This window comes from Phocicoccus schoeneichii, assembly GCF_014635565.1.
Taxonomy (GTDB): Bacteria; Bacillota; Bacilli; order Staphylococcales; family Salinicoccaceae; genus Phocicoccus; species Phocicoccus schoeneichii.
Genome location: NZ_BMDB01000002.1, coordinates 193,950 through 216,522 on the forward strand (window position 1 = coordinate 193,950; position 22,573 = coordinate 216,522).

Below are 22,573 nucleotides of genomic sequence, written 5' to 3' on the forward strand. Positions count from 1 at the left end.
GATTATCATGTTTATCCCTAAGCATTTTAAAGTCACAGACTTTGATGAAATCAAAGGATTTATTCAAAGTAATTCTTTTGGAATAGTAGTAACCACAAAACAAGGTAAACCTATTGCTACACATTTGCCCTTGGAGTTACATAAACAAGGAGATAATTACTATATAACCGGGCATATGGCTTATGCGAACCCTCAATGGAAAACGATCGAGGTTGAGAATGAAAATGTCCTTGTTATATATCAAGGGCCACATGCTTACATTTCATCTTCTTGGTACAAACATGAAAATGTACCAACATGGAATTACCAATCTGTTCATATATATGGTACAGCTAGTATTATGAGTGAACAGGAGTTAGAGGAAGATCTTAGATTATTATTACAAAAATATGAACGTCATCGTAAGAATGCAGTTTTATGGGAAAAACTTTCTCCACAAACTAAAAAACAAATAAAAGGGATAGTTGGGTTTAAAATTAAAATAGAAGAAGTTCAAGCAGCATATAAATTAAGTCAAAATCGAAATGACGAGGACTACCATAACATTATTGATAAGCTGAATGAGGAAGAAGATTTAAATTCTCATCAAGTTGCAGAAGTGATGAAAAACAGAGAATAATTTAGTTAACTGCTTTAACATAACTAGAATGTATTTAGATCAGACTCAAAGAACAAAACTGGGAAATGTGAATTAAACTTTGAATGTTGGTGTGACTCACAGAATAAAGTTTGAAAACATATTTTAATCTTTGAATTAGAGATTTATTCAAAGAATAAATCATCATAATTGGTTTTATTCCTTGAATAGATCGGCATTCGACGACTAATTCCAAAATTTGCAGATTATCTGTCGAATCCCATCATGATTTGAACGATAATTTTGCTTTTCTGTTTTTATCAGTCAAATAAATAAGGGATTCGACCTTTAATAAGGAAATTCTGTTTTTATCGTCAAATAAATAAAGGATTCGACCTTTAATAAGGGAATTCTGTTTTTATCGTCCATATACCGATCAGATTCGTACGATAATATTGATTTTTGAGTTTTATCGTCCATATACCAATTTAATTTGAACGATAAAAACAATATCTCTAAAATATGGCCCAATCGAGTACATCTGGAGAATAGGAAAGTATATACAAAAATTAGTATCAGAAAACCCATCAAGTGGACCGGGTGTCCGTTCGATGGGTTTTTGAATTTTATGGATTATTCGACCATAAACCTGCATGTTTTAATACCACACGAGGGTGTAGTTTAAGTTGAGTTACGATAAGTTCTGCCAGGTCTTCTGGTTGCATAACTTTTTCTGGGTTTCCGTCTGTTAAGTTCAGTTCTGCTGCCATTTCTGTTGCGACCGTGCTTGGTGTCATCGTGGACACACGGATATTATGCTTACGTACTTCTTGCATGAGTGATTCGCTCAGTCCAATCACTCCAAACTTAGATGCAGAGTATGCACTTGTTACTGGGCCACCCTTTTCACCTGCAGTTGATGAAATATTGATGATGTCCCCAGTCTGACGTTCTATCATCTCAGGCAGGACTGCGTGAGTTGTGTAATATACACCTTTTAGATTCACATCGATAATGTTTGTCCATTCTTCAGGTGTAAGTTCCATGAATCCACCGAACTTAGAAATGCCGGCGTTGTTTAACAGAATATCGATCGGACCGAGCTCTGTTTTAATCGATTCAACGGCCTTCGTGATTTCATCTAAATTAGACACATCTGCAGTTGCGACCGCAACGTTCACATCATATGCTTCAAGCTCTGCTTTCACTTTTTCTAAATTTTCTAGCGTACGCCCGACGAGTCCGAGGTTCACCCCTTCTTTAGCGAGTTCTATCGCAGTTGCGCGACCGATTCCACGACCACCACCTGTAATTAATGCGACTTTATTTTTAATATCTTGCACCAAAATCTCTCCTTAAAATCATGTTAGTATCATAAATATTGTACGACCTATCCTTCAGTGGTTCAAATGTCACGCTTTAGGAATTAATGGTATCCATTTAAATTTTAAAGATAAAAACACAGTTATCATTGTGAGTCCCTCTGCTATTGGGAATACAAGCCAAATCGCGTTTGGTCCAAATAGAATTGGCATAATAAATAGTAGTGGTATAAATATAATAAAACTACGGAATAAGCTAATCATGATTGCGATTCGGATTTTACCGATTGATTGGTAGAATTCTGTGAACACCATGTTGATTCCTAAGAATAAATATCCAATGAAAAATAGTGTGATTCCGATTTTTATATAACTCATTACTTCCGTACCTTCAATACCGAATAGCCATATGATGAGGCTTCTTCCAAATACACCAATCGCGAAAATTAAAGCCCCGACGATGAATCCTGTGAGTATCGCAATACGTACAAACTGTTTTAATCGTTCAAAGAGTTTTGCACCGTAATGATAGCTCGAAATTGGCTGAAGAGAAGCTCCGACACCAATGAATAACATCAAGAACACGGTGTGCATGTAATTCACAACAGCATACGCGACGATCCCTGTTTCTCCGACATAGTGACTGAAAGTAACGTTGAGTCCAATCATCATAACTGCAGCGGATGCTTCCAATATAAAACTTGGAAATCCAATTGAAATAATGTTGCGAACAATAGATGAATCGATCTTTATCTTCACGAGGGCCAGTTGACTTCGTTTAGCTAAAAAATGTGTCACGAGGACTAAAATACCGATAACTGTCGCAAGGACTGTAGCATATGCGGCCCCTTTTACACCCCAGTTGAAGATGAAAATAAAGATGTAATTTAGAATAATGTTTACAACCGATGTGACAACTAAGCCGACCATCGCGAGTGTTGGATTCCCGTCGTTACGTATAAAAATGCTCAGAATGTTTTCTAGCACGAAGAAGATTCCGAATACTAAAATGACGTGTAGATAATCGAGCACATAACTAATGATGGCATCATTTGCGCCGAATAGGTACGCGAGTGGTTCTTCAAATACGAGACATACTCCAATGATAATGCCTGTGACGACAATGGTAATAATAATTGCATGTGTAAAAATTGATTTCGCACGGTGTAAATTATTTTGCCCAAGTGCGATGGAGTACAGCGTTGCACCCCCCATTCCAATCCATAGAGAAAATGCTAGGATGACTGAATAAATAGGTACAGCGATGTTGACTCCAGCAAGTCCGTTATCTCCGACACCGTGGCTCACGAAGAGCCCATCGACTAAAATGTTGATGGCCATGAGCATCATTCCGAATAACGATGGAATTAAATATTTAAGAAAAAGTTTGCGTGGTTGCTCCGTTTGCATTGTAGTGTGTACGTGTTCCATAAAAATACCTCATTGTATATATAAATCTGTTCCGTTTGTTCTTACTATATTATGATAATAAAGTATACGGTAACCATATAGTCAAGGATGGGAGAGATAAAAACTGGAATCTTTAAAAAAGTTATTTACCACTGGAGAATTCGCAAATATTTGTAACGTGAAGAAACAAACACTTTTTCATTATGATGATATTGATTTGTTAAAACCTGAGTATGTAGCTCCGAATGGATATCGGTATTACTCATTTCAACAGGCAGAAGTGTTTACGGTCATTGAAATATTAAAAGAGATTGGCATGTCTTTATCTGACATAAAAGATTTTTTAAATGCCAACAATTTAAAAGAAACAGCTGAGATGTTAACAGAAAAAGCAGAAATGATGCAGCAGAAGATTGAGGCACTACAGCGCACGAAAGAGATTATTCAAAACAAGAAAGAGCAGATCGTAAATGCGATAGAGCTCGATATCGATAGCATTACAATTGAACATTTAGAGAGAGAATACTATGTGTTAAGCAAAAATATTTTAAATAGTACTGACAAAGAATTTACGGAAGCAATCATGTCATTTGTCAAATATACAAAAGAAGAAGCGCTAGATATTGGTTATCCAGTAGGTGGGCTGATTCCAAAAGCACAAATTGAAAAGAACGATTATTTAAATGTGTCCCATCTATTTATGAGAATTAAAGAAAAAGCTTTAAAGCATCCATTTATTAGAAAGTCGTGCACTTTTGCGGTAGGTTATCACAAAGGCTCGTACTTAAAGACGTATGAAACATATGAAAAAATGAAATCTTTTATAGAGAAAAATGGATATCAAATTAGTGGAGATACGATAGAGGAGTACGTCATTGATGGATTAAGTGTAAAAGGTGAAGAAGATTACATTACAAAAATTATGATACAGGTGGAAGAAAAATAAGCAGGCTATAAACCCGTTTCACCAATCTAATGACTCCAAAAATGCGAGAATATCATCTTGAATTTGGAGACGATCTTCTCCGACAGTCATGAGGTGCTTGGAATTTTCATAGCCAGCGCCTTATATTAATATATAGATCATTAGATTGTTTAAGCAAAACAAGCTTATAAACTTAAACCTCTCTTGTATCTTTTTATTTTTGAGTGGTTTTGTCCGTTACACTAGAAAACCGAAAGACAATAAAAATTTTATTTTTGCTGAGTCTGGCTTTCGGTAAGCTAAACAAAACGGACAAAATAAAAATTGGCAAGGGTTTAAAGGTGGAGATTTTTTGAGTGATCTTCTCAAAAAATACTACCTGTCCCTTGCTGATTTTTAAACGAGCACGAGAGCAAAACCCCCCTTTGCTGAGGTGGCAGAGGGCAGGTTTTTTTGGCACTGCCGACAGCCTCGCAGAGCACACACTTTATGAATATAAAGTATAGTGTGTTATACTTTACTTGGAAGTGGTTGAACACGGGATAATTATGGTAAGGGAGGCGTTCATGTGACACTATTGTTTGACCACATCATCTATTTTTCCGAAGACCCTAGAGCAATGAAAGACGAATACCAACAAAAAGGATTCCATACGGTTACCGGCGGCACACACGACATCTGGGGCACGCACAACACACTCTTACACTGCGGACTCTCTTATATTGAATTTTTAGGGATAAAAAACAGACAAACCTTCGAGAGGTACAATGAAGATAATGTAGATTACACGCTCATGTCTTCTATATATAAAGAAAATTATCGTGAGGGTATGCACAACTTTGCACTTCGAACGACTGACATCGAAGCTCTCAGTGCGTCGCTCGAAAAATCAGGATTCGAAATCGATGGACCTCGCACATTCAGAAGAGAAAAAGAAAATGGGGAAGTCGTCTCATGGAAGTTGCTATTCATAAAAGACAATAAGACAAACGTCCCGATGCCATTCATCATTGACTGGGGCATGAGTGACGAAGAGAGACTCGAAAACCTTGAAGCAGGAAACATCTTAGGAGATAACGGAAAACTTTTAGAAATTAAAGTGGCAGTAGAAAATGTGGATAATGCGATTCACGCATTTACCGAGGCCTTTCATCTTAATAGACTTGATGAAAACACACTGGAATTGGGTAAAGTAATACTAACATTTACGGAAGAGTTACAAGAAAATCAGGTAGTAATCGAAAAAGACGGAGAAACATTTGTAATTTAAAGGGAGACTACATTATGAAAAATAGTGCAGTTAATGTTGAAATTGTCATGTCGAATTATCGAAATCCAAAAACTACATGATGATTACATCGTAATCGTCATGTCTAAATCTTAGATTACAAAAACCACGTTACAATTAGACAGTAATCGTCATGTTAAATTTCTAACTTCAATAAACCACGTGACGAATAGGGGTTAATTGTCATGTCTAAACATTAGATTAGAAAAACCACGTTACGTTTAGACTTTAATCGTCATGCTAAATCTCTAATTTCAATAAACCACGTGACGAATAGAAGCTGCCTTGCTATTTAGGATCTTAATTATGTCGTGGTTTTTCATCTTCATAACAACCGCGTCTCGATTAGCTCCTAATCATGTCGTGGTTTTTCATCTTCATAACAACCGCGTCTCGATTAGCTCCTAATCATGTCGTGGTTTTTCATCTTCATAACAACCGCGTCTCGATTCGCTCCTAATCATGTCGTGGAATTCAGAGTTCATAGCAACCGCATCTCGATTAGCTCCTAATCAGGTCGTGGCACCCCGCAACTTTCATATTGACGCCCTATTTACAAACGGAGACACCAGACCATCCCCAAAACTCGCATCACGTTTCGCTCACTCTACGTCCAACTACCACAAGCGCCACGAACACGATTACTGAGAGGGATGCTGCGATCATCATCATATGCCCAGAAAAGTTAATGTATAGGAGTGCGCTTGTAAAGATGCCCGCAACAAATGTTGTCACACCGATTAGAATCACGCGCGACACATGCCATGCATCCTTCTCACGCAGAAAAATCACACGGTACAGTTGCGTCATCAGCTTCTGCACGTTCCCTGTCATAATCCCGTTATTCATTTTCGTAGAACCCACACGGTTAAACACCGTCAGAGTGTACCCAGAGAACGCGCCAAGAACTACCGCAAACCCGTACACCCCAATTAGACTTTCAAAACTCGCTACACCAAATAGCACGATTATCTGTATCAAGATAAAAACAGCAAACTTTCGACTACTATTTTTCGCAGTATACTCCACGAGCGCTTCCGCTAAAAATGCCCCAAGCAAAAATCCACCAAACGAAGCCACATGCGGCAAGATATCCGACAGCCCATTTTGAAGATTCGCCCCGAGTAGCACCAAGTTTCCCGTCTGCGCACTCACTAAGAGATCATCATAATTAAGGAACGCATATGTATCGAGATACCCCATCAAAAATGTACACCACAACGTTAGAGCAGTCATGAGTTTATCTGTTAGTAGCATGTAACCCCTCCTAAAAATTAAATATATAGTGTTATTATACGTTTTGTTAGCATAAATAAAAGGAATTGAATATGGTATAGTGAGAAAAAGGGGAGAATGAAATGAAAATAGGACTGATGGGTGCAGGCGCAATTGGCCAGTACCTGCTTAAAAACATAGAAAATAGCGAGAAGTTGACAGTAACGAGCGTATTTGTGCGCAATATCGAGAAGTATAAGCACTTAGAAGAAACGTTTCATGTGAAATTATTTACGGATATCCATGAATTTTTGAAATCTGACATAGACATTGTGGTGGAGGCGACGAATATAGAAACAGTCGAACAGTATTTCCGCACAATTATAAAAGAAAAAAACATGATGTCTATTTCGATTGGTGCATTCAGTGACGCTGCACTCCTAGAGACTGCACGTGAAGCGGATAGCCATAAATTATACTTACCATCCGGCGGTATCGGCGGACTGGATCTCGTTCAAAACGCGCGCGCACTCGGCAATATCGACTCACTCACATTGACGACAAGAAAACCTGCTGCGTCACTCACAGACGAGGCACTCACTGAAGAAAAGGTGATTTTTGAAGGCAGTGCGAAGGATGCGATTGAAAAGTACCCAAAAAACATGAACATATCCATCATTTTATCGGTAGCGGGCATTGGCACTGAAGACACGAAAGTCGTTCTAGTCGCAGACCCTACAGTAGATAAAAATATCCATAACATTGAAGTAGCAGGTGGATTCGGGCAGGCATCATTTACATTTGTGAACGATCCACTCAAAGAAAATCCGAAAACAAGTGCGCTCGCAGCACTTTCTATTTATGCAACTCTTGAAAGATTAGAAGACAACATTGTGATTGGCTAAACTAAAAAAGAAAGTTGGCAAAATATGAAACGGTTAATAATCGCATTGGTGCTCGTATTGATGATGGGTACACCATATTTAGCAGAAGCAAACGAAATTAATTCCATAGAAACGAAAGTGCATATCAATCAAGACGGTTCAGTAGACGTAACTGAAGTTAGACAACAACATATGGACGAAGGCACCGAGGTGTATATGGTCTTTGATGAAGACAATATGCAAGGAGCGAAAGTGACAAACTTTAGCGTGGAAGGTATGAAAGAGGCAGATCCGTGGCCAGAAGACGGTTCGCTCGAAGAGAAGCGCGGCAAGTACGGCATCATTGAAACAGATGACGGTTTTGAACTCGTTTGGGGAATCGGTGAATACCAAACTCAAACGTATACAGTGCATTACACACTAGAAAACTTAGTGCATAACTTAGAAGATGGACAGTCCATTTACTGGGATTTCAATACGTTCAATGACCTTGAAACGCATCGCGTTCGCATGGAGATTACGTCAGACGTACCCCTCACGAAAGACAACGTGAAGTTCTGGGGATTCGGATTTGACGGATTTTTAGATTTTGAAGGTGACACACTCGTCTGGAAATCAAACGGAACGCTCGACAGCCGTGACTATGCAGTGCTTTTAATGCAGTTTGAGGAAGGTACGTTCAACACAACAAACAATGAAGATTCGACGCTCAAAGAACAACAAGATAAAGCCTTAAAAAACTCTAAATATGAAGAAGAATACTTAGAAGATTCACGCTCAACGAGTGGTGCAAAAGAGAGTATCGTTGGCAAGGTGTTTGGCATTATCGCTGCTATTGTAGGTGGAGTCGTAGCGATTTCTATCGCGTTATATAGTTGGGCAGTTTCAAAAGTGAGAAAACACAAAGGGCATATTGAAAGTGCAAGTAAGTTAAAAGCCCGCAATGATGGATTGATTTCAAGCAAAACGCCAAGCATGGATGACGATGATTACGTCGGTATATACAACACGCTTAAAGTGTTAGGTATGGGCGGATTTGAAACGTTCTTCCAGGCCTATCTAGTGAAATGGCAAGATGAAGGACGCATCACAATCTTAAACGAAGATGGTTCTGATAAGAAATCAATCATCCAACTTAATAACGAAAAAGATTTAGAAGAAGTAAGAAATGGCGACTCTATGTTTGAAGAAGCGGTCACAGCTGTTAAGAAGACGACATATAACGGGACGTTCGAACTTCTTTACTGGTTACTCATTAAAGACGCAGTGAACAGCGATGGTAGCGTAACAAGTAAAGAGATGAAAAAATGGGCGAAGAAAAATGCGAAAGACGTCTCAGAAATTGCAGACTACATGACAGAGTACTCTAAGAGTTACCAAAAGAGACATGGCATCATGGAGTATGAAGAAGTAAAAGTTTGGGGTATCAAAGATGAAATTGTACGTCCAACTGAAAAAGGACAACGCTTCATTGACGAAATCATTCAATACAGCAATTTCTATGAAGAAGACGTTAAAACAGCAAAGAAAGAAAAACGTGCACCTGATTTAGAATCTCACGATATTATCTGGGATATCTTAACATCAGACACTTCGGATATGGAATTACTTGGTAAAAAGTATATGACAGATTATACGTACAATCCGTATATGTCATATCTACTTTACTCAAACAACGTGAACAACAGTTACAACAAAGGACTCGCGTCTGGCGGGTTTTCATCTACAAACGGAACAACTGGTGCATCTGGCGGCGGAGGCGCAACGTCATTCGGCGGCGGAGCTGGTGCCGGTGGTGGAGGTGGCGGGGGTGCCCGCTAGTCTCTATTATTGTAGAAGTGGTATAGTGTAATTAATTCAAAATAAAGGAGTTAGTCCATGTTTAAACAAGATGAAACACTCGATATTTTAAAAGATTTACTCGCAATCAATAGTCCGACTGGTTATACAGTAGACGTGATTGATCACTTAGAAAAAACGATTCAAGATCTTGGTTTTGAAACAGAACGTAATCCTAAAGGTAACTTGATTGTTCCTGTGAATGGTGAAGATACATCTGTGACTCGTGCATTAAGTGGGCACGTAGATACACTTGGACTTATGGTGCGTTCAATTAATAGTGACGGCACACTCAATCTGACTAAGCTCGGCGGACCACTGACACCAACGTTAGACGGAGAATATTGTGACATTATCACGAGAAAGGGCAACATTTATACAGGTACAATTCTCTCGACATCTCCATCGATACACGTCTTCAAAGATGCAGCGAAAAAAGAACGTGATGTCGATAATTTAATCGTAAAAATCGATGAACGTGTAACGTCTAAGGAAGATGTGAATAAGCTCGGTATCGATAATGGTGACTTCGTTGCGTACGATCCGAAAACACAAGTGACAAAATCTGGTTTTGTGAAATCTAGATTCCTAGACGACAAAGCATCAGTCGCGCTACTTGTCTCACTTCTGAAAGCAGTCAAATCAGGTGATGTGAAATTAGCGACAAACGTGACGTTTATCTTCACAGTGTATGAAGAAGTTGGTCACGGAGCAGCGTGGATTCCTGAAGATATCACGGAACTCTTAGCAGTGGACATGGGTTGTATCGGTGAAGACTTAGAATGTACGGAGTTTGATGTGTCAATCTGTGCGAAAGACTCGTCCGGACCCTACGACTACGCACTCACTTCTAAATTAATAGAGTACGCGAAAAAGTTAGAGCTCGATTACGCGGTAGACATCTATCCATTTTACGGCAGTGACGCGAGTGCAGCACTCGGCGGAGGAAGCAACATCCGCGCCGGTCTTATCGGACCAGGCGTTGCGAATAGCCACGGCATGGAACGCACGCACATCGACGCACTAGAAAACACATTCAAACTACTCGTCGAATATGTTAAAAACAAATAGCAAGATAAAAACAGCATGTCCCTTTACGTTTGGGACATGCTGTTTTATATGGTGAAAATTCGAATGTTTGTGGGTTTTTATCGACTGAGAGACTGTTTTTATCCAAAATTTGAAGATGAAAGCCTTTCACTGCAACTAAATTGATAGAAACAGAAATGAACTGTAGTGTGGAGCAGGTATCTTCGCGCTAATGTCTCTCAAATCACGAATAGCGCAACGATCTATAGAGTATCTTCGTGCTAATGTCTCCCAAATCACGATTACCGCAACGATCTATAGAGAATCTTCGCGCTAATGTCTCTCAAATTACGAATAGCGCAACGATCTATAGAGTATCTTCGCGCTAATGTATCTCAAATTACGAATAGCGCAACGATCTGAAGAGAATCCTCGCGCTAATGTCTCCGAAATCACAATTACCGCAACGATCTATAGAGTATCTTCGCGCTAATGTCTCTCAAATCACGATTACCGCAACGATCTATAGAGTATCTTCGCGCTAATGTCTCTCAAGTCACAATTAGCGCAACGATCTGAAGAGTATCTTCGCGCTAATGTCTCTCAAATCACGATTAGCGCAACGATCTATAGAGTATCTTCGCGCTAATGTCTCTCAAATCACGATTACCGCAACGATCTATAGAGTATCTTCGCGCTAATGTCTACCAAATCACAATTAGCGCAACGATCTATAGAGTATCTTCGTGCTAATGTCTCCGAAATCACAATTAGCGCAACGATCTAGAGAGAATCCTCGCGCTAATGTCTCTCAAATTACGAATAGCGCAACGATCTGAAGAGTATCTTCGTGCTAATGTCTCTCAAATCACAATTACCGCAACGATCTATAGAGAATCTTTGTGCTAATTGCTATTTTTATCTGATTAGCGTAATGATCTTTTCTTCAAACTGGTTTTCGAGTTGTCTTTTAACTCAGGTAGCAGAGTTAACGAATGTAAGGTCGGAAGCTATCCAAACTTCCGACCCTAATTTTATTTGCTTCCGAACGCACATTCACTCAACTCACTTCAGCTTTTCATAAGCGCCAATCGCAACCGCCATGTCGTACAGCGATGCGCCAACCGATTTGAACACTGTGATATCAGCATCGTCTCGGTCAAATTGTGTCTCCAATGCTTCGTTCAACTGAATCAATCGGTCGAATTCAAATTTTTCTTGCTTTACGGCTTCAATGAATCCGCCGGCCGATGTTTCTACACCCTTTTTATAATCTGCGATTGAATATTTCGCGCGCCCGATCGTATCTACATTTAATTCTTTGGTGCTCGGCATAAACGCGCCAATTCCGTTAATGTGCGCACCGTCTTTCACATAGGCGTCATCGAACACCGCTTCTCTCGCGGGTGTCGCCGTATTTATAATGTCGCTCTGCTCCGTCAGCACATTGACGTCGTCCACAATTTCGATTTCACAATTCGCGCCGAGTGCCGTGATTTTATCTTTAAACACTTCAGCTTTTTCTAAATGTCGGTTAAATAAAACAATTTTTTCAATATCTCTTACAGATAAAACCCCGAACACCTGTTGAACCGCCATGCGCCCGGTACCAATAACACCAAGCACTTTCGCATCTCTACGCGCTAAGAGATTCGTCGCAATCCCACTCATCGCACCCGTGCGCAATTCAGTCAAATAGGAAGCCGCAACGTTTGCAACCACTTCACCAGATTCTATGTCCGTCAAAATCGAGTACGCTTTCGACACACCATCTCTAATAGACATAATTTTCGTCGCCGACAATCCCTTCTCAATATCGAGTGCAGGAAAGTTCATAATCATATTGTTGTGGCCAGCGGCCATCAACACTTGTTTACGATTCACAATCTTGTCCGCATTCTGACGTTCAAGTATCGCCCTAGTATCTCTAATCGCATCTGCCATAGTGTAGCTCATTACTTCCTCTTCAGTAAAAATTTTCACGTAATCCCTCCTTAAGTCACTATTCCTTTAAAAGACCAACTCTAAACAGACCGTTTCACGCACAAATTTCCATGGAAAACTCAATAAAAGGATATGGGTTGATTAATATATGAACAAATATTAATATATAGATAAGCCAAAAGATAAAAACACGAAAATCGATATAAAGGAGAGACACCGAATGAGCGGATTTGATTTAGACGAGGAAACACTATTTATTGTGTCACATACATTTAAAGCATTAGGAGAAGAATCCAGAATTCGCATCTTAAGCCTACTGTTAGACGGTGAACGTTCAGTCAGTTCAATCGCAGAAACGCTTGATATGAAGCAATCGAACGTGTCTCATCAGCTGAGATTCTTAAAGAACTTAAGGCTTGTGAAATCACGTCGCGACGGTCAATCGGTGTACTACTCGCACGACGACACGCACGTCATAAAAATACTCAGAGAAATGATAGAGCACGCCAGACATAATTAGGGGGAATTACTGTGACGGAACAACTAAACACATGCTGTGGCCCAGAAAAGCACTTTAATGATCATACACATGACCATAATCATGGCAAAACACCTATTGTCTTGTACATGGTTGGACTTGCACTCTTCATCATCGCAATTTTTATACCAAAAGAATATGCGATTGTGACGAACGTCATCCTCGTGATTTCAACACTCATCGCAGGTTATCACGTGGTGATTTTAGAAGGTATCGGGCACACCATTGAAAACACAAAAATCGCTAAGAAGTTCATGCCGAACTCTCACATATTGATGGGACTTGCAGCAATCGGCGCGTCTATCATGGGCAACTTCTTTGAAGCGGCGCTCCTCATTTTAATATTTGCAGGCGCCCATTTCCTAGAAGATTATGCAGAAGGAAAAAGTAACCGTGAGATTAGCAAGTTACTTCAAATGAACCCAACAACCGCACGACTCATCACAGACGAAGGCACCAAAGAAGTCAGCGTAGAATCATTAAAAATTGGAGATAAAATCCAAGTCCTCAATGGAGATCAGGTGCCAATCGATGGCGTGATTTTATCTGGTACAACATCCATCGACGAGTCCGCAATTAACGGTGAAAGCATACCGAAAGAAAAGACGGTGGGCGATACTGTGTTTCAAAGTACAATCAATGGGACGGGATCGTTCACGATGGAAGTGACGAAAGAGAGTGGCGACACTGTATTCGCGCAAATTTTAGCACTCGTAAAAGAAAACCAAAATAACCAAACAAGAGCGGCCAGTATTATTCAAAAATTTGAGCCGAAGTATGTGACCCTCGTGCTCATCGCAGTGCCAGTTGTCATACTGCTGTTCTTCATATTTGGCTTCACATTCTTTGACGCATTTTATAAAGGACTCGTGTTACTCGTTGCGGCGTCTCCATGTGCGCTCGCAGCCAGCACAGTATCCGTGACACTATCGGCAGCATCGAACCTAGCGCGCCGTGGGGTTTTATCAAAAGGAAGTGCCTACCTGACAGAACTCAGTAACGTGAAAGCCATTATGTTCGATAAGACAGGGACACTAACGAATGGCCGTCCAGAAGTCACAGATTACACGTTTTTTGAAGATGAAAACACGCTGACCGATATGATTGTCGCACTCGAAAGAAATTCTAACCACCCGCTCGCAACCGCGATATTAGAGTATTTTGAACCAACAGAAACACTAGACATCGAAACGACAAACCATATCGGAAAAGGACTCGAAGGGACGTATAACAATGACGTGTATCGTATCGGAAAACCAACGTCATTTGAAGGTGTAGACGCTAAAATCACTGAGGCCCAAGAGACGCTGGCGCATTCAGGAAAAACGATTGTCTTTATCGCAAAAAATGAACGCGTGATTGGGCTAATTGCTCTGATGGATACGCCGAAATATCACGCGAAAGAAGCAGTGAATTACTTTAAATCACGTGGTGTGCATACGACGATGATTACGGGAGATAGTAAAGAAACGGGTCACGCAGTAGCGGATTTACTCGGAATAGACGAGGTCATAGCAGACGTGATGCCTGAAGATAAATCGCGCGTTGTCTCTCTACAACAAGAAAAATATGAGACTGTCGCGATGGTCGGCGACGGTGTGAACGATGCACCTGCACTTGTGAAAGCGAATGTCGGAATTGCGATGGGTAACGGTACAGATGTTGCAGTAGAAGTGTCTGACATTGTGCTCATGAATAGTGATTTAGATCGCCTCATGAACACGCACAGCATTGCGACGCGCATGTCTCGCGTCATCTGGCAAAATATCTTCATTGCGATGGCAGTTGTCATGATGCTGATTGTACTCGGACTTACGGGAGTCACGGATATTGCTTGGAGCGTTGTGCTACATGAAGGAAGCACAATTGTAGTAATCTTAAATGGACTGAGATTACTTCTCGGAAAGTAAAATATATCGGAGAAATGCAATGACAAAAAATCAATTGACGTTTACTTATTTGAGCATATTGATGGCGACTATCATCTGGGGACTCAACATGGTTCTCTTAAAAGTGCTTGTGACTGAGTTACCACCAGCAACAATGACCGCATTTCGTATTATGACCGCAGGTATAACGACTTTAATCATCATCGTAAGTTTAAAATCACATCGCAAAATGACGAGATCTGAATGGCGTTATATTCTGATTGGAACGCTCTTCGGAGTCGTTTTGCACCACTTGTTTATTGCGAAAGGACTTGTTCTAATCAACGCATCGAACGCGTCACTGATCTTAGCACTCTTACCCATCACGACTGCTATTATGGGCGTGATGTTTTTAGGAGAACAGATGACGAAATTTCGTCTCGTTGGATTTATCTTGGCGCTTATCGGTGTATTCTTTATTCAAGGCGGAACGTTCAGTAATATGGTGTTCTCGAAAGGAGAACTCTATCTATTTATTGCGATGTTTGTGCAAGCGATGAGTTTCATATTTGTGCGTAAACTGACATTCACACTAGATTCAAAGCAAGCAACATCTGTGATGTTTTTAATCGGTTCGACGGTACTCTTACTTATCAGTATATTTACTGAACCAAGTGGGATAAAGACATTTTTCTCTATGAGTCCACCAACGATGTTTGTGTTTTTATTTTCTGGAATTGTCGCAACGGGTATTGGCTTCATCATCTTTAACGGATCGATACAACGCATTGGTGCAGGAAACACGGTTATCTTTAATAACTTAGTCCCACTATTTGGACTCGTCTTTTCGGCACTGCTTTTAAATGACGTCATCAACCGAGTGCAAATGTCTGGTTTTATCTTCATTGTACTTGGGGTATTATTTGGTACGGGCTACATTGAAACGAAAATTTTTAAACATAACCCCAGCAAGATGAAAACCCAATTGGATGATGATTTGTAATATACTATAGAAAAGAACAAGAGGTGACGCATATGAAGTATTTTCTATCGATGTGTCTGGCGCTCACGCTAGTGCTCGTGGGATGTCAAAATAACGCGCCACAAGAGAGTGAAGTGACTAAAGAAGCGCCGTCAATTGAGCTGAATGATGAGACAGGCAAAAAACTTTTTGTGTTGCCAAACTATAATAATGGAGACGTCACGTTTAGTGGCACAGAGTTTAAGAAAGGTATGACACGGTCAGAAATTTTGGATGTATACGGAAAACCGAACGCAAAGTTTAAGACAGCCGATAAGACTTATGAAATTTATGGCAACATCGGGTTAAACTATGACTCAGATGAAATTGCAGACGTCGTGTACTATATGAATGACGATCTAGACAACGCAGTCTCTGTGCTCGGTGAACCGGAACGCACAAAAGAATCTGCGGGGCTTCATCAATACTCGTATCTTCTAAAAGATAACACTGAAGATGAAATTCATCTTGTCATGTGGTCGAAAGACGGCAAGCAAATCGGGCCTGTGACGATTGAAACCGTTGCGAAAGACGATAAGACGTCGGACAAAGACTCTAAAGATAATGACAAAGACAAAAACAAGGACTCTGAAAAAGATAAAAAAGACAAGAAAAAACCAGAGCCTAAAAATGAGGACGAGCGCGTCGAGCAGTTTATGGAGTCGTATGTCGACAAGCTTGTAGATTACTTTAACGGTGACAGTGAAGCGGTTCTTTCGGATATTCAAGCGGGTAGTAATGCTGAGAAAAAGGTAAAAGAAAACAAGAAGAGCGGTAACTTCAAAAACCAGGAATCTTATGACGTGCGCCTCATTAAATATACGTATGTTAATGATGATTATAATGTGACGATCGAGCGCGACTACAAGCACGATAAGTCAGACGGTAAACAAACAACAACAATTGATTACAAAATGAAAAAAGTTAGTGACAATACATTTAAAATTGTAGATTACACAGAAAAATAACCTAGACAACTGACCTAAGTCAGTTCTCTAGGTTTTTATTGTTCATTGCCTTCATAAATTTTATCGCTTGTGAAGTTAGAGCCACCTGTTATTTTTGGTATATGACTTGCATGACCATCAAGTGATTCATAATCATTCACGTAGAGCAAAATAGCACCTTCAGCAAGTTCTTTTTGGTAGTGTTCATTTTCTTCATCCGTTAAGTCTAATTTGCTTACCACACGACTTTCGGGATGATCACTCGAAAATAGTGACATGAACTTATCCCATGTACTCACCTTTGAAACAAGCGACTCCAAATGATATGTTCGAAACGCTTCGTCATACAAATCTGGCTTTGCGATGACTGCGATTGCCTCTTCCATAACACCAGATTCTCTTAAATCTTTCACGCGTGCATGTACTTCTTCAGGACTACGATATGACTCAATTTTCCTCATTAAAAAACAACTCCTCTTCGTTCAACACTCTTGATAGATACATACCACCTAATTTTAAAAATAAAACTAAAATGACTTTTAAAATATTAAAGTATGGAGATAAAAATTATGATATATTCATGTGTAACGGAATACATATAGGGGGATTCATATGTCAAAAGTTAAAGATGCGCATCTGTTTTATATATTTATTTTTGGAGATCTTTTGATGATTGCCTCCATTATTTTGTGGCTTACAAATGCGTTTCAAGGGTCAATTATTTACACTTTATTTTTAGTGGGGTTATTCATTTCATTCGTGTGTATGATACTTCTATCAATTCGAGGTAAAAAATACAATAATTAGTAACAAAACGATTCCGAGAAAATAAACTTCTCGGTTTTTTTAATTGATAAAATACACAAAATCATGGAAAATATAGTCAATTGAATAAACTATTTATACCAAGGAGACCAAAATGAAAAATAAATTTGGTGTATTATTCGTAGCACTCATGCTTACGTTTGTGTTATCAGCTTGTGGAAAAGGGTCTGAAGAAGTCGAAGACCTATTAAAAGAAAATAAAACTGAGGAGACAAAAGACGGACTTAAAGTCGCAATATCTGTGGATCCAGATGGGTTAGATCCGCATCGCACAACCGCAAGTTCGACGTTTGTCATCACAAATAATATTTACGACACGCTCGTTAAAGTGACAGAAGACGGAGAAATCGTGCCGAGCCTGGCTTCATCTTATGAACAGTCTGAAGATGGCAAGACGCTCACATTTCACTTGCGAGATGATGTGAAGTTCCATGATGGAACAAAGTTCACAGCAAAAGACGTTGCCTATTCATTTGAGCGTATTAGAGATGATTTAGGACCAAGAAAAGATAACTATCAATACATAACAGAAGTCAATGTAATCGACGATTATACGATAGATTTCAAAGCAGAAGCACCATCCGCATCATTCATCAGCGACTTTGCATACCCATGGGCAGCAATTGTTAAAGACGGGTCCGGAGATGACTTAAAGAAATCTCCAGTAGGTACAGGACCATATAGGCTTGTGAACTGGACGCCGCAAGATAATATAGTCTTAGAAGGTGTCGAACACTATAACAAAGGTGCGATTAAAAATGTGGAGTTCAAAATAATGCCAGATTCAACTGCACAGGTAACAAGCTTTAAAAAGGGCGATATTGATTTAATCGAAACTACAGGCGATGTTGTAGAAACATTAGGTGATGCAAAAATCATCGAAATCGACAATAACTCTGTACAGCTTATGGCTATGAACCTAGAAAACGAGCATCTAAAAGACGAAAAACTGAGACAAGCAATCAACATGGCAGTAGACAAAGAAGAACTCATCAACGCAGTGTGGTGGGGCTATGGTAAAGAAATCGGCTCGCACTATCCACCTGTTCTAAAAGGATATGTCGACACAACGAACACTTATCCGTATGATGTAGATAAAGCCAAACAACTCGTGAAAGAGTTAGGCAGAGAAGGCATCACATTAAATATGAAACTTCCAACAGACTATCCAAACTATGTGGCTGCAGGACAGATTATTGCTGAAAAATTAGAAGCAATTGGAATTCATGTTAAAATAGAGACAATAGAATGGGGAACATGGTTAACGGATGTCTATGGTAACCGTGACTATGATCTTACTGTTGTTGGACATACAGGTCGTATTGATGGCTATGATTTACTAGAGAAATATGGAAGCACGCGCTCGGATAACTATTTTAATTATAAAAATGCGGAAGTGGACAATCTTTTATCATCTATTAAAGTAGAATTAGATGATGATACGCGTATGGACATGTATAAGCGTGTCCAAACGATTTTAGCAGAAGAAGTCCCAGCAGTGTATATTCAAGCACCAACACGTATTTACGCAATCAATGAAGATTTGGAAGGATTTACGTCATATCCGATCGATGTTTTTGAACTTAAAGACTTAAAATTTAAAGAGTAATTAATAGGTGATGAATGGTATGAAAGAAATTATAAGACGCATAGTGAGTAGCATTGTCCTTATAATTGTCGTATCATTTATCACTTTTTTTATGTTGATGATGATACCGGGGGACGCGGTGGAGATTAGTCTCGGAACGGAGGCGACTCCAGAACGTGTCAGAGAACTTCGAGCAGCACTTGGGATGGATGCACCATGGTATACGCAATATTTGAGCTGGTTGACCCACGCGATAACGGGTGATTTTGGTGTATCATTTACATATGGAGAAACGGTGACTTCACTTCTTACCAGCCGTTTGCCAGTAACATTATCACTCATGGTGATGGCAATCATCATTGCGGTGCTGGCACTCACGATTGGTGTATTTGCTGCATTAAAACAAAATAAGACATTTGATATTATCGCGAGAACGCTTATGCAAATTGGTGACGCAATGCCACAGTTTTGGATTGCACTCATTTTTCTCGTGTATATAAGTGCGCAGTTTGACGTGTTTCCAATATCTGGATTTACACCGTTTACGGAAAGTGTGTATGGCGGTTTTATGAGCTTACTGTTGCCGGCACTTGTGCTCGCATTTGGTATGATTGCGACGCTTATTAGAATCGTAAGAAGTTCGATGTTACATAGTTTAAAACAAGATTATATGCTCATGACCCGAGTGTCAGGAATGAATCCTGTCGTTGCAATCATTAAATATCCACTGCGCGATGCCTTGATTGCACCACTTACAGTTATTGGTATTCAAATTGCGGGATTAATTTCAGGTGTCATCGTCGTAGAGAGTATCTTCAGTTTGCCTGGAGTCGGCCGACTATTATTTAGTGCGGTCTTAAAGCGAGATCTATTCTTAATTCTAGGGCTCGTGAGTTTTATTGTGACTTCTGTGATCATCATTACTCTTATTACAGACATACTCTATATTCTACTGAATAAGCGAATGAGGAGGGAGGAGTCATGAGGAAGTATGTGTTTATCTTGAGTGTGATACTCTTACTCATTCCATTATCGCTCGGTATAGTGTCATTTTTCTACACCCCATATCCAATTACAGAGATGGACATTGATAATCGGTTTTCTGGGATATCTAAAGCACACTTACTGGGTACGGATCAGTTTGGTAGAGACCTATTATCGAGGTTAATGGTCGCGTCACGCTATGCATTACTTTTAGGGACAGTTTCAGTCACTTTAGGCTTATGTGCCGGGGCTTTCATTGGCGTTATTTCAGCGTTATCAAACAAGTGGATCAGTATGATTTTCTTAAGGTTTATAGATGGGATGCTCGCATTCCCAGGTATTGTACTAGCCATGATGTTTGTGGTTGTGTTTGGCGATGGATTGTATTCTACACTCATCGCAATCGCGATCTTTATGATACCAATATTTGCGCGACTGACGTATTCACTTATCAAAGAACAACAACACGCACTCTATATCGTGGCAGCGAAAAGTATGGGACTATCGACACCTCGAATTGTGTGGCGACATTATCTCCCCGTTATTTTACCAAGACTCGTAACACAATTTAGTGCAAGCATTGGATCTGCAATATTAATAGAATCCGCGCTCTCTTATTTAGGACTTGGTGTCGTTCCACCCAACGCGAGTTTTGGACTGATGTTAAAAGAAGCACAGAGCTTTATGCTCAGTTACCCATATTTAATTTTACCGTCAGGCATCTTGCTCGTAATTACAGTACTTGGGCTGAATTTGATGGGTGACACTTTAAACGATCGACTCATGAAATTAGGTGATACACATGATTGATATGAACGCGCTCGAGGTACGCACAAATGAAGGAAACACACTCGTCCGGCCCTTTGATTTTTATCTTAAAAAGCGAGAAATTGTAGGTATATTTGGTGAATCAGGTTCAGGGAAGACCATATCGACGCAAGCGATGTTTAACTTGTTGCCGCGATCACTCGTGTCGAGCGCTGTTGAAAAAGTGATTGAAGGTAAGAATTTAGATACACTATTACCAAGAGAATATCGCAAACTGATTGGAATAGACGTCGGATATATTCCACAAAATACCACGGAATTTTTACATCCACTGGTCAAAATAAAACATCAAATGCTAGAGGGTTTCGTGACGCATCAATGTGGGACAAAGAAAGAGGGGCTGAAGCGTGCGACAGAACTATTAACGCTTGTTGGGCTTAAGAATCCTAAAAAAGTGTTGAATGGTTATTCATTCGAACTTTCTGGTGGGATGCGCCAGCGCGTCAATATCGCACTCTCATTAATGACGAATCCACGTATCATTATATTAGATGAACCCACGACCGCCCTAGATAGCATCACGGAACACGAAGTGATGGAATTCTTCAAAAAACTGAATCAAGAAGAAGGCGTATCGCTCATTTTAATTACACATAACATGAAGCTGATAGAGAAGTACACGGACCGCGCGTATGTCTTCTATAAAGGAGAAATGGTAGAGACGAATGATACAGAGACGCTATTTAAGTATCCAACGCACCCACATACAAAAGCGCTCGTCCAAGTGACGAGAGAGGAGGATGTGCGATGATTTTATCATGTGAACATGTGTCTAAAAACTTCAAAGATACAATAGCAGTGAAAGATGTGAGTTTGGAACTTGAAGAAGCAGAATCCATCGGAATTGTTGGAGAATCTGGATCCGGAAAGTCGACACTCGCTAATATCCTTGGCGGACTTGTACGTCCAAACTCAGGAACTGTATATTTTGAAGGTGAAAATATCATGGATATGAAAAAACATAACGACCTAAACTTCAGACAAAACGTGCAGTTTGTATTTCAGAGTCCTAAAGAAAGTCTACATCCATACTTGAAGGTGAGAACGTCACTTCGAGAACCATTTTTTGCGAAAGGACGTCCGCGAACGACTAAAAAAGAGATGGATAGAGAGATACTTCGCGCATTAGAACGCGTGCAATTAAATGAAACGGTGTTAGATAAATACCCACACCAGTTAAGTGGCGGACAAGCACAGCGCATATCGATCGTCCGGGCGATGATCACTGATCCGAAAGTAGTAATATTTGACGAAGCCGTCTCCGCACTAGATATACTCGTGCAAAAAGAAGTCATCGAGATTTTGAAGAAGTTACGACACAACATTCGCACATCATATCTCTTCATCACGCACGACATATCCACCGTAAAATCACTGACGGATAGAATCATCGTTATGAAAGACGGAAAGATTGTAGAAACAGGTAAAACAGACGATATTTTGAACAATCCACAAGCCCCCTATACCAAAAAACTTATTGCGAGTGCGATATGAAGTGTTTAAATAGGTCAGGATGAGACGCGATAGATTAAATCGACATT

20 protein-coding genes are annotated in these 22,573 nt (G+C 39.9%); 15 read left to right on the plus strand and 5 right to left on the minus strand.

Translation table 11 applies throughout. The features are described 5' to 3' along the window. Positions 1–7: 7 nt before the first annotated feature. The gene (locus IEU51_RS06120; RefSeq protein WP_186085999.1) at positions 8–619 is read left to right on the plus strand and encodes an FMN-binding negative transcriptional regulator; all 612 of its coding nucleotides are present in this window, start codon (positions 8–10) and stop codon (positions 617–619) included. A gap of 584 nt (positions 620–1,203) precedes the next feature. Here IEU51_RS06120 and IEU51_RS06125 read toward each other — a convergent pair. Further along, entirely contained in the window at positions 1,204–1,920 is a 717-nt protein-coding gene (locus IEU51_RS06125) for a 3-ketoacyl-ACP reductase (RefSeq protein ID WP_186085996.1), read from the minus strand. 69 nt (positions 1,921–1,989) lie between these two features. Then, positions 1,990–3,330, minus strand: coding sequence for an MATE family efflux transporter (locus tag IEU51_RS06130; protein ID WP_186085993.1), 1,341 nt, complete (start codon positions 3,328–3,330; stop codon positions 1,990–1,992). A gap of 103 nt (positions 3,331–3,433) precedes the next feature. On the opposite strand from IEU51_RS06130, the gene IEU51_RS06135 reads away from it, so the two are divergent. After that, positions 3,434–4,255 (plus strand): MerR family transcriptional regulator, encoded by an 822-nt coding sequence (locus IEU51_RS06135; RefSeq protein ID WP_268234192.1) that lies wholly within the window; start codon positions 3,434–3,436, stop codon positions 4,253–4,255. A gap of 547 nt (positions 4,256–4,802) precedes the next feature. Further along, positions 4,803–5,504 (plus strand): VOC family protein, encoded by a 702-nt coding sequence (locus tag IEU51_RS06140; protein ID WP_186085986.1) that lies wholly within the window; start codon positions 4,803–4,805, stop codon positions 5,502–5,504. Positions 5,505–6,113: 609 nt separating this feature from the next. Here IEU51_RS06140 and IEU51_RS06145 read toward each other — a convergent pair. Beyond that, positions 6,114–6,779 carry a YoaK family protein gene (locus IEU51_RS06145; RefSeq protein ID WP_186085983.1) on the minus strand — a complete coding sequence of 222 codons (666 nt, stop codon included), beginning with the start codon at positions 6,777–6,779 and terminating at the stop codon, positions 6,114–6,116. Between the two features lie 101 nt (positions 6,780–6,880). On the opposite strand from IEU51_RS06145, the gene nadX reads away from it, so the two are divergent. From nadX to IEU51_RS06160, 3 genes are read left to right on the plus strand one after another with little or no spacing between them, the layout of a single operon-like run. Next, positions 6,881–7,642 (plus strand): aspartate dehydrogenase, encoded by a 762-nt coding sequence (gene nadX / locus IEU51_RS06150; RefSeq protein ID WP_186085980.1) that lies wholly within the window; start codon positions 6,881–6,883, stop codon positions 7,640–7,642. Between the two features lie 24 nt (positions 7,643–7,666). Continuing rightward, positions 7,667–9,442 carry a DUF2207 domain-containing protein gene (locus tag IEU51_RS06155; protein WP_186085977.1) on the plus strand — a complete coding sequence of 592 codons (1,776 nt, stop codon included), beginning with the start codon at positions 7,667–7,669 and terminating at the stop codon, positions 9,440–9,442. A 57-nt stretch (positions 9,443–9,499) separates the two neighbouring features. Continuing rightward, positions 9,500–10,531: a M42 family metallopeptidase gene (locus tag IEU51_RS06160; protein WP_186085975.1), complete on the plus strand. Its 1,032-nt coding sequence runs from the start codon at positions 9,500–9,502 to the stop codon at positions 10,529–10,531. Between the two features lie 1,023 nt (positions 10,532–11,554). Here IEU51_RS06160 and IEU51_RS06165 read toward each other — a convergent pair. Continuing rightward, complete coding sequence (locus IEU51_RS06165) at positions 11,555–12,472, minus strand: ornithine cyclodeaminase family protein (RefSeq protein ID WP_186085973.1); 918 nt, start codon at positions 12,470–12,472, stop codon at positions 11,555–11,557. Positions 12,473–12,653: 181 nt separating this feature from the next. On the opposite strand from IEU51_RS06165, the gene IEU51_RS06170 reads away from it, so the two are divergent. Genes IEU51_RS06170 through IEU51_RS06185 form a run of 4 tightly spaced genes read left to right on the plus strand, consistent with a single transcriptional unit; the run spans position 12,654 to position 16,828 of the window. Beyond that, on the plus strand, positions 12,654–12,953 hold the full coding sequence (locus IEU51_RS06170) for an ArsR/SmtB family transcription factor (protein ID WP_186085970.1): 300 nt from the start codon (positions 12,654–12,656) through the stop codon (positions 12,951–12,953). An 11-nt stretch (positions 12,954–12,964) separates the two neighbouring features. Then, complete coding sequence (locus tag IEU51_RS06175; RefSeq protein ID WP_229713889.1) at positions 12,965–14,881, plus strand: heavy metal translocating P-type ATPase; 1,917 nt, start codon at positions 12,965–12,967, stop codon at positions 14,879–14,881. A gap of 19 nt (positions 14,882–14,900) precedes the next feature. Further along, positions 14,901–15,842: a DMT family transporter gene (locus tag IEU51_RS06180; RefSeq protein WP_186085967.1), complete on the plus strand. Its 942-nt coding sequence runs from the start codon at positions 14,901–14,903 to the stop codon at positions 15,840–15,842. A 32-nt stretch (positions 15,843–15,874) separates the two neighbouring features. After that, on the plus strand, positions 15,875–16,828 hold the full coding sequence (locus tag IEU51_RS06185; protein ID WP_186085964.1) for a hypothetical protein: 954 nt from the start codon (positions 15,875–15,877) through the stop codon (positions 16,826–16,828). A gap of 35 nt (positions 16,829–16,863) precedes the next feature. Here the strand turns inward: IEU51_RS06185 and IEU51_RS06190 are convergent, their stop codons facing one another. Further along, entirely contained in the window at positions 16,864–17,268 is a 405-nt protein-coding gene (locus tag IEU51_RS06190; RefSeq protein WP_186085961.1) for a general stress protein, read from the minus strand. Between the two features lie 458 nt (positions 17,269–17,726). Between IEU51_RS06190 and IEU51_RS06195 the strand changes: the two genes are divergently transcribed. The 5 genes from IEU51_RS06195 to IEU51_RS06215 are packed head-to-tail and all read left to right on the plus strand — an operon-like array spanning position 17,727 to position 22,526. Further along, positions 17,727–19,241: an ABC transporter substrate-binding protein gene (locus IEU51_RS06195; RefSeq protein ID WP_208455156.1), complete on the plus strand. Its 1,515-nt coding sequence runs from the start codon at positions 17,727–17,729 to the stop codon at positions 19,239–19,241. A 19-nt stretch (positions 19,242–19,260) separates the two neighbouring features. Continuing rightward, positions 19,261–20,205 carry an ABC transporter permease gene (locus IEU51_RS06200; protein WP_229713891.1) on the plus strand — a complete coding sequence of 315 codons (945 nt, stop codon included), beginning with the start codon at positions 19,261–19,263 and terminating at the stop codon, positions 20,203–20,205. Further along, a complete protein-coding gene (locus tag IEU51_RS06205; protein WP_186085956.1) occupies positions 20,202–21,014 on the plus strand; it encodes an ABC transporter permease in 813 nt (270 codons plus the stop codon). The genes IEU51_RS06200 and IEU51_RS06205 overlap by 4 nt, the downstream gene beginning before the upstream one ends. Next, positions 21,007–21,783, plus strand: coding sequence for an ATP-binding cassette domain-containing protein (locus IEU51_RS06210; RefSeq protein WP_186085953.1), 777 nt, complete (start codon positions 21,007–21,009; stop codon positions 21,781–21,783). The genes IEU51_RS06205 and IEU51_RS06210 overlap by 8 nt, the downstream gene beginning before the upstream one ends. Then, positions 21,780–22,526, plus strand: a complete 747-nt coding sequence (locus IEU51_RS06215; protein ID WP_186085951.1) for an ABC transporter ATP-binding protein — start codon at positions 21,780–21,782, stop codon at positions 22,524–22,526. The genes IEU51_RS06210 and IEU51_RS06215 overlap by 4 nt, the downstream gene beginning before the upstream one ends. The last annotated feature ends 47 nt before the right edge of the window (positions 22,527–22,573 follow it).

Bases quoted from the DNA above. Each gene is read 5' to 3' on its own strand.
- IEU51_RS06120 (WP_186085999.1), top strand. From the start codon at position 8: ATGTTTATCCCTAAGCATTTTAAAGTCACAGACTTTGATGAAATCAAA.
- IEU51_RS06130 (WP_186085993.1), bottom strand. From the start codon at position 3,330: ATGGAACACGTACACACTACAATGCAAACGGAGCAACCACGCAAACTT.
- IEU51_RS06145 (WP_186085983.1), bottom strand. From the start codon at position 6,779: ATGCTACTAACAGATAAACTCATGACTGCTCTAACGTTGTGGTGTACA.
- nadX (WP_186085980.1), top strand. From the start codon at position 6,881: ATGAAAATAGGACTGATGGGTGCAGGCGCAATTGGCCAGTACCTGCTT.
- IEU51_RS06155 (WP_186085977.1), top strand. From the start codon at position 7,667: ATGAAACGGTTAATAATCGCATTGGTGCTCGTATTGATGATGGGTACA.
- IEU51_RS06160 (WP_186085975.1), top strand. From the start codon at position 9,500: ATGTTTAAACAAGATGAAACACTCGATATTTTAAAAGATTTACTCGCA.
- IEU51_RS06170 (WP_186085970.1), top strand. From the start codon at position 12,654: ATGAGCGGATTTGATTTAGACGAGGAAACACTATTTATTGTGTCACAT.
- IEU51_RS06180 (WP_186085967.1), top strand. From the start codon at position 14,901: ATGACAAAAAATCAATTGACGTTTACTTATTTGAGCATATTGATGGCG.
- IEU51_RS06185 (WP_186085964.1), top strand. From the start codon at position 15,875: ATGAAGTATTTTCTATCGATGTGTCTGGCGCTCACGCTAGTGCTCGTG.
- IEU51_RS06190 (WP_186085961.1), bottom strand. From the start codon at position 17,268: ATGAGGAAAATTGAGTCATATCGTAGTCCTGAAGAAGTACATGCACGC.
- IEU51_RS06195 (WP_208455156.1), top strand. From the start codon at position 17,727: ATGAAAAATAAATTTGGTGTATTATTCGTAGCACTCATGCTTACGTTT.
- IEU51_RS06200 (WP_229713891.1), top strand. From the start codon at position 19,261: ATGAAAGAAATTATAAGACGCATAGTGAGTAGCATTGTCCTTATAATT.
- IEU51_RS06205 (WP_186085956.1), top strand. From the start codon at position 20,202: ATGAGGAAGTATGTGTTTATCTTGAGTGTGATACTCTTACTCATTCCA.
- IEU51_RS06210 (WP_186085953.1), top strand. From the start codon at position 21,007: ATGATTGATATGAACGCGCTCGAGGTACGCACAAATGAAGGAAACACA.
- IEU51_RS06215 (WP_186085951.1), top strand. From the start codon at position 21,780: ATGATTTTATCATGTGAACATGTGTCTAAAAACTTCAAAGATACAATA.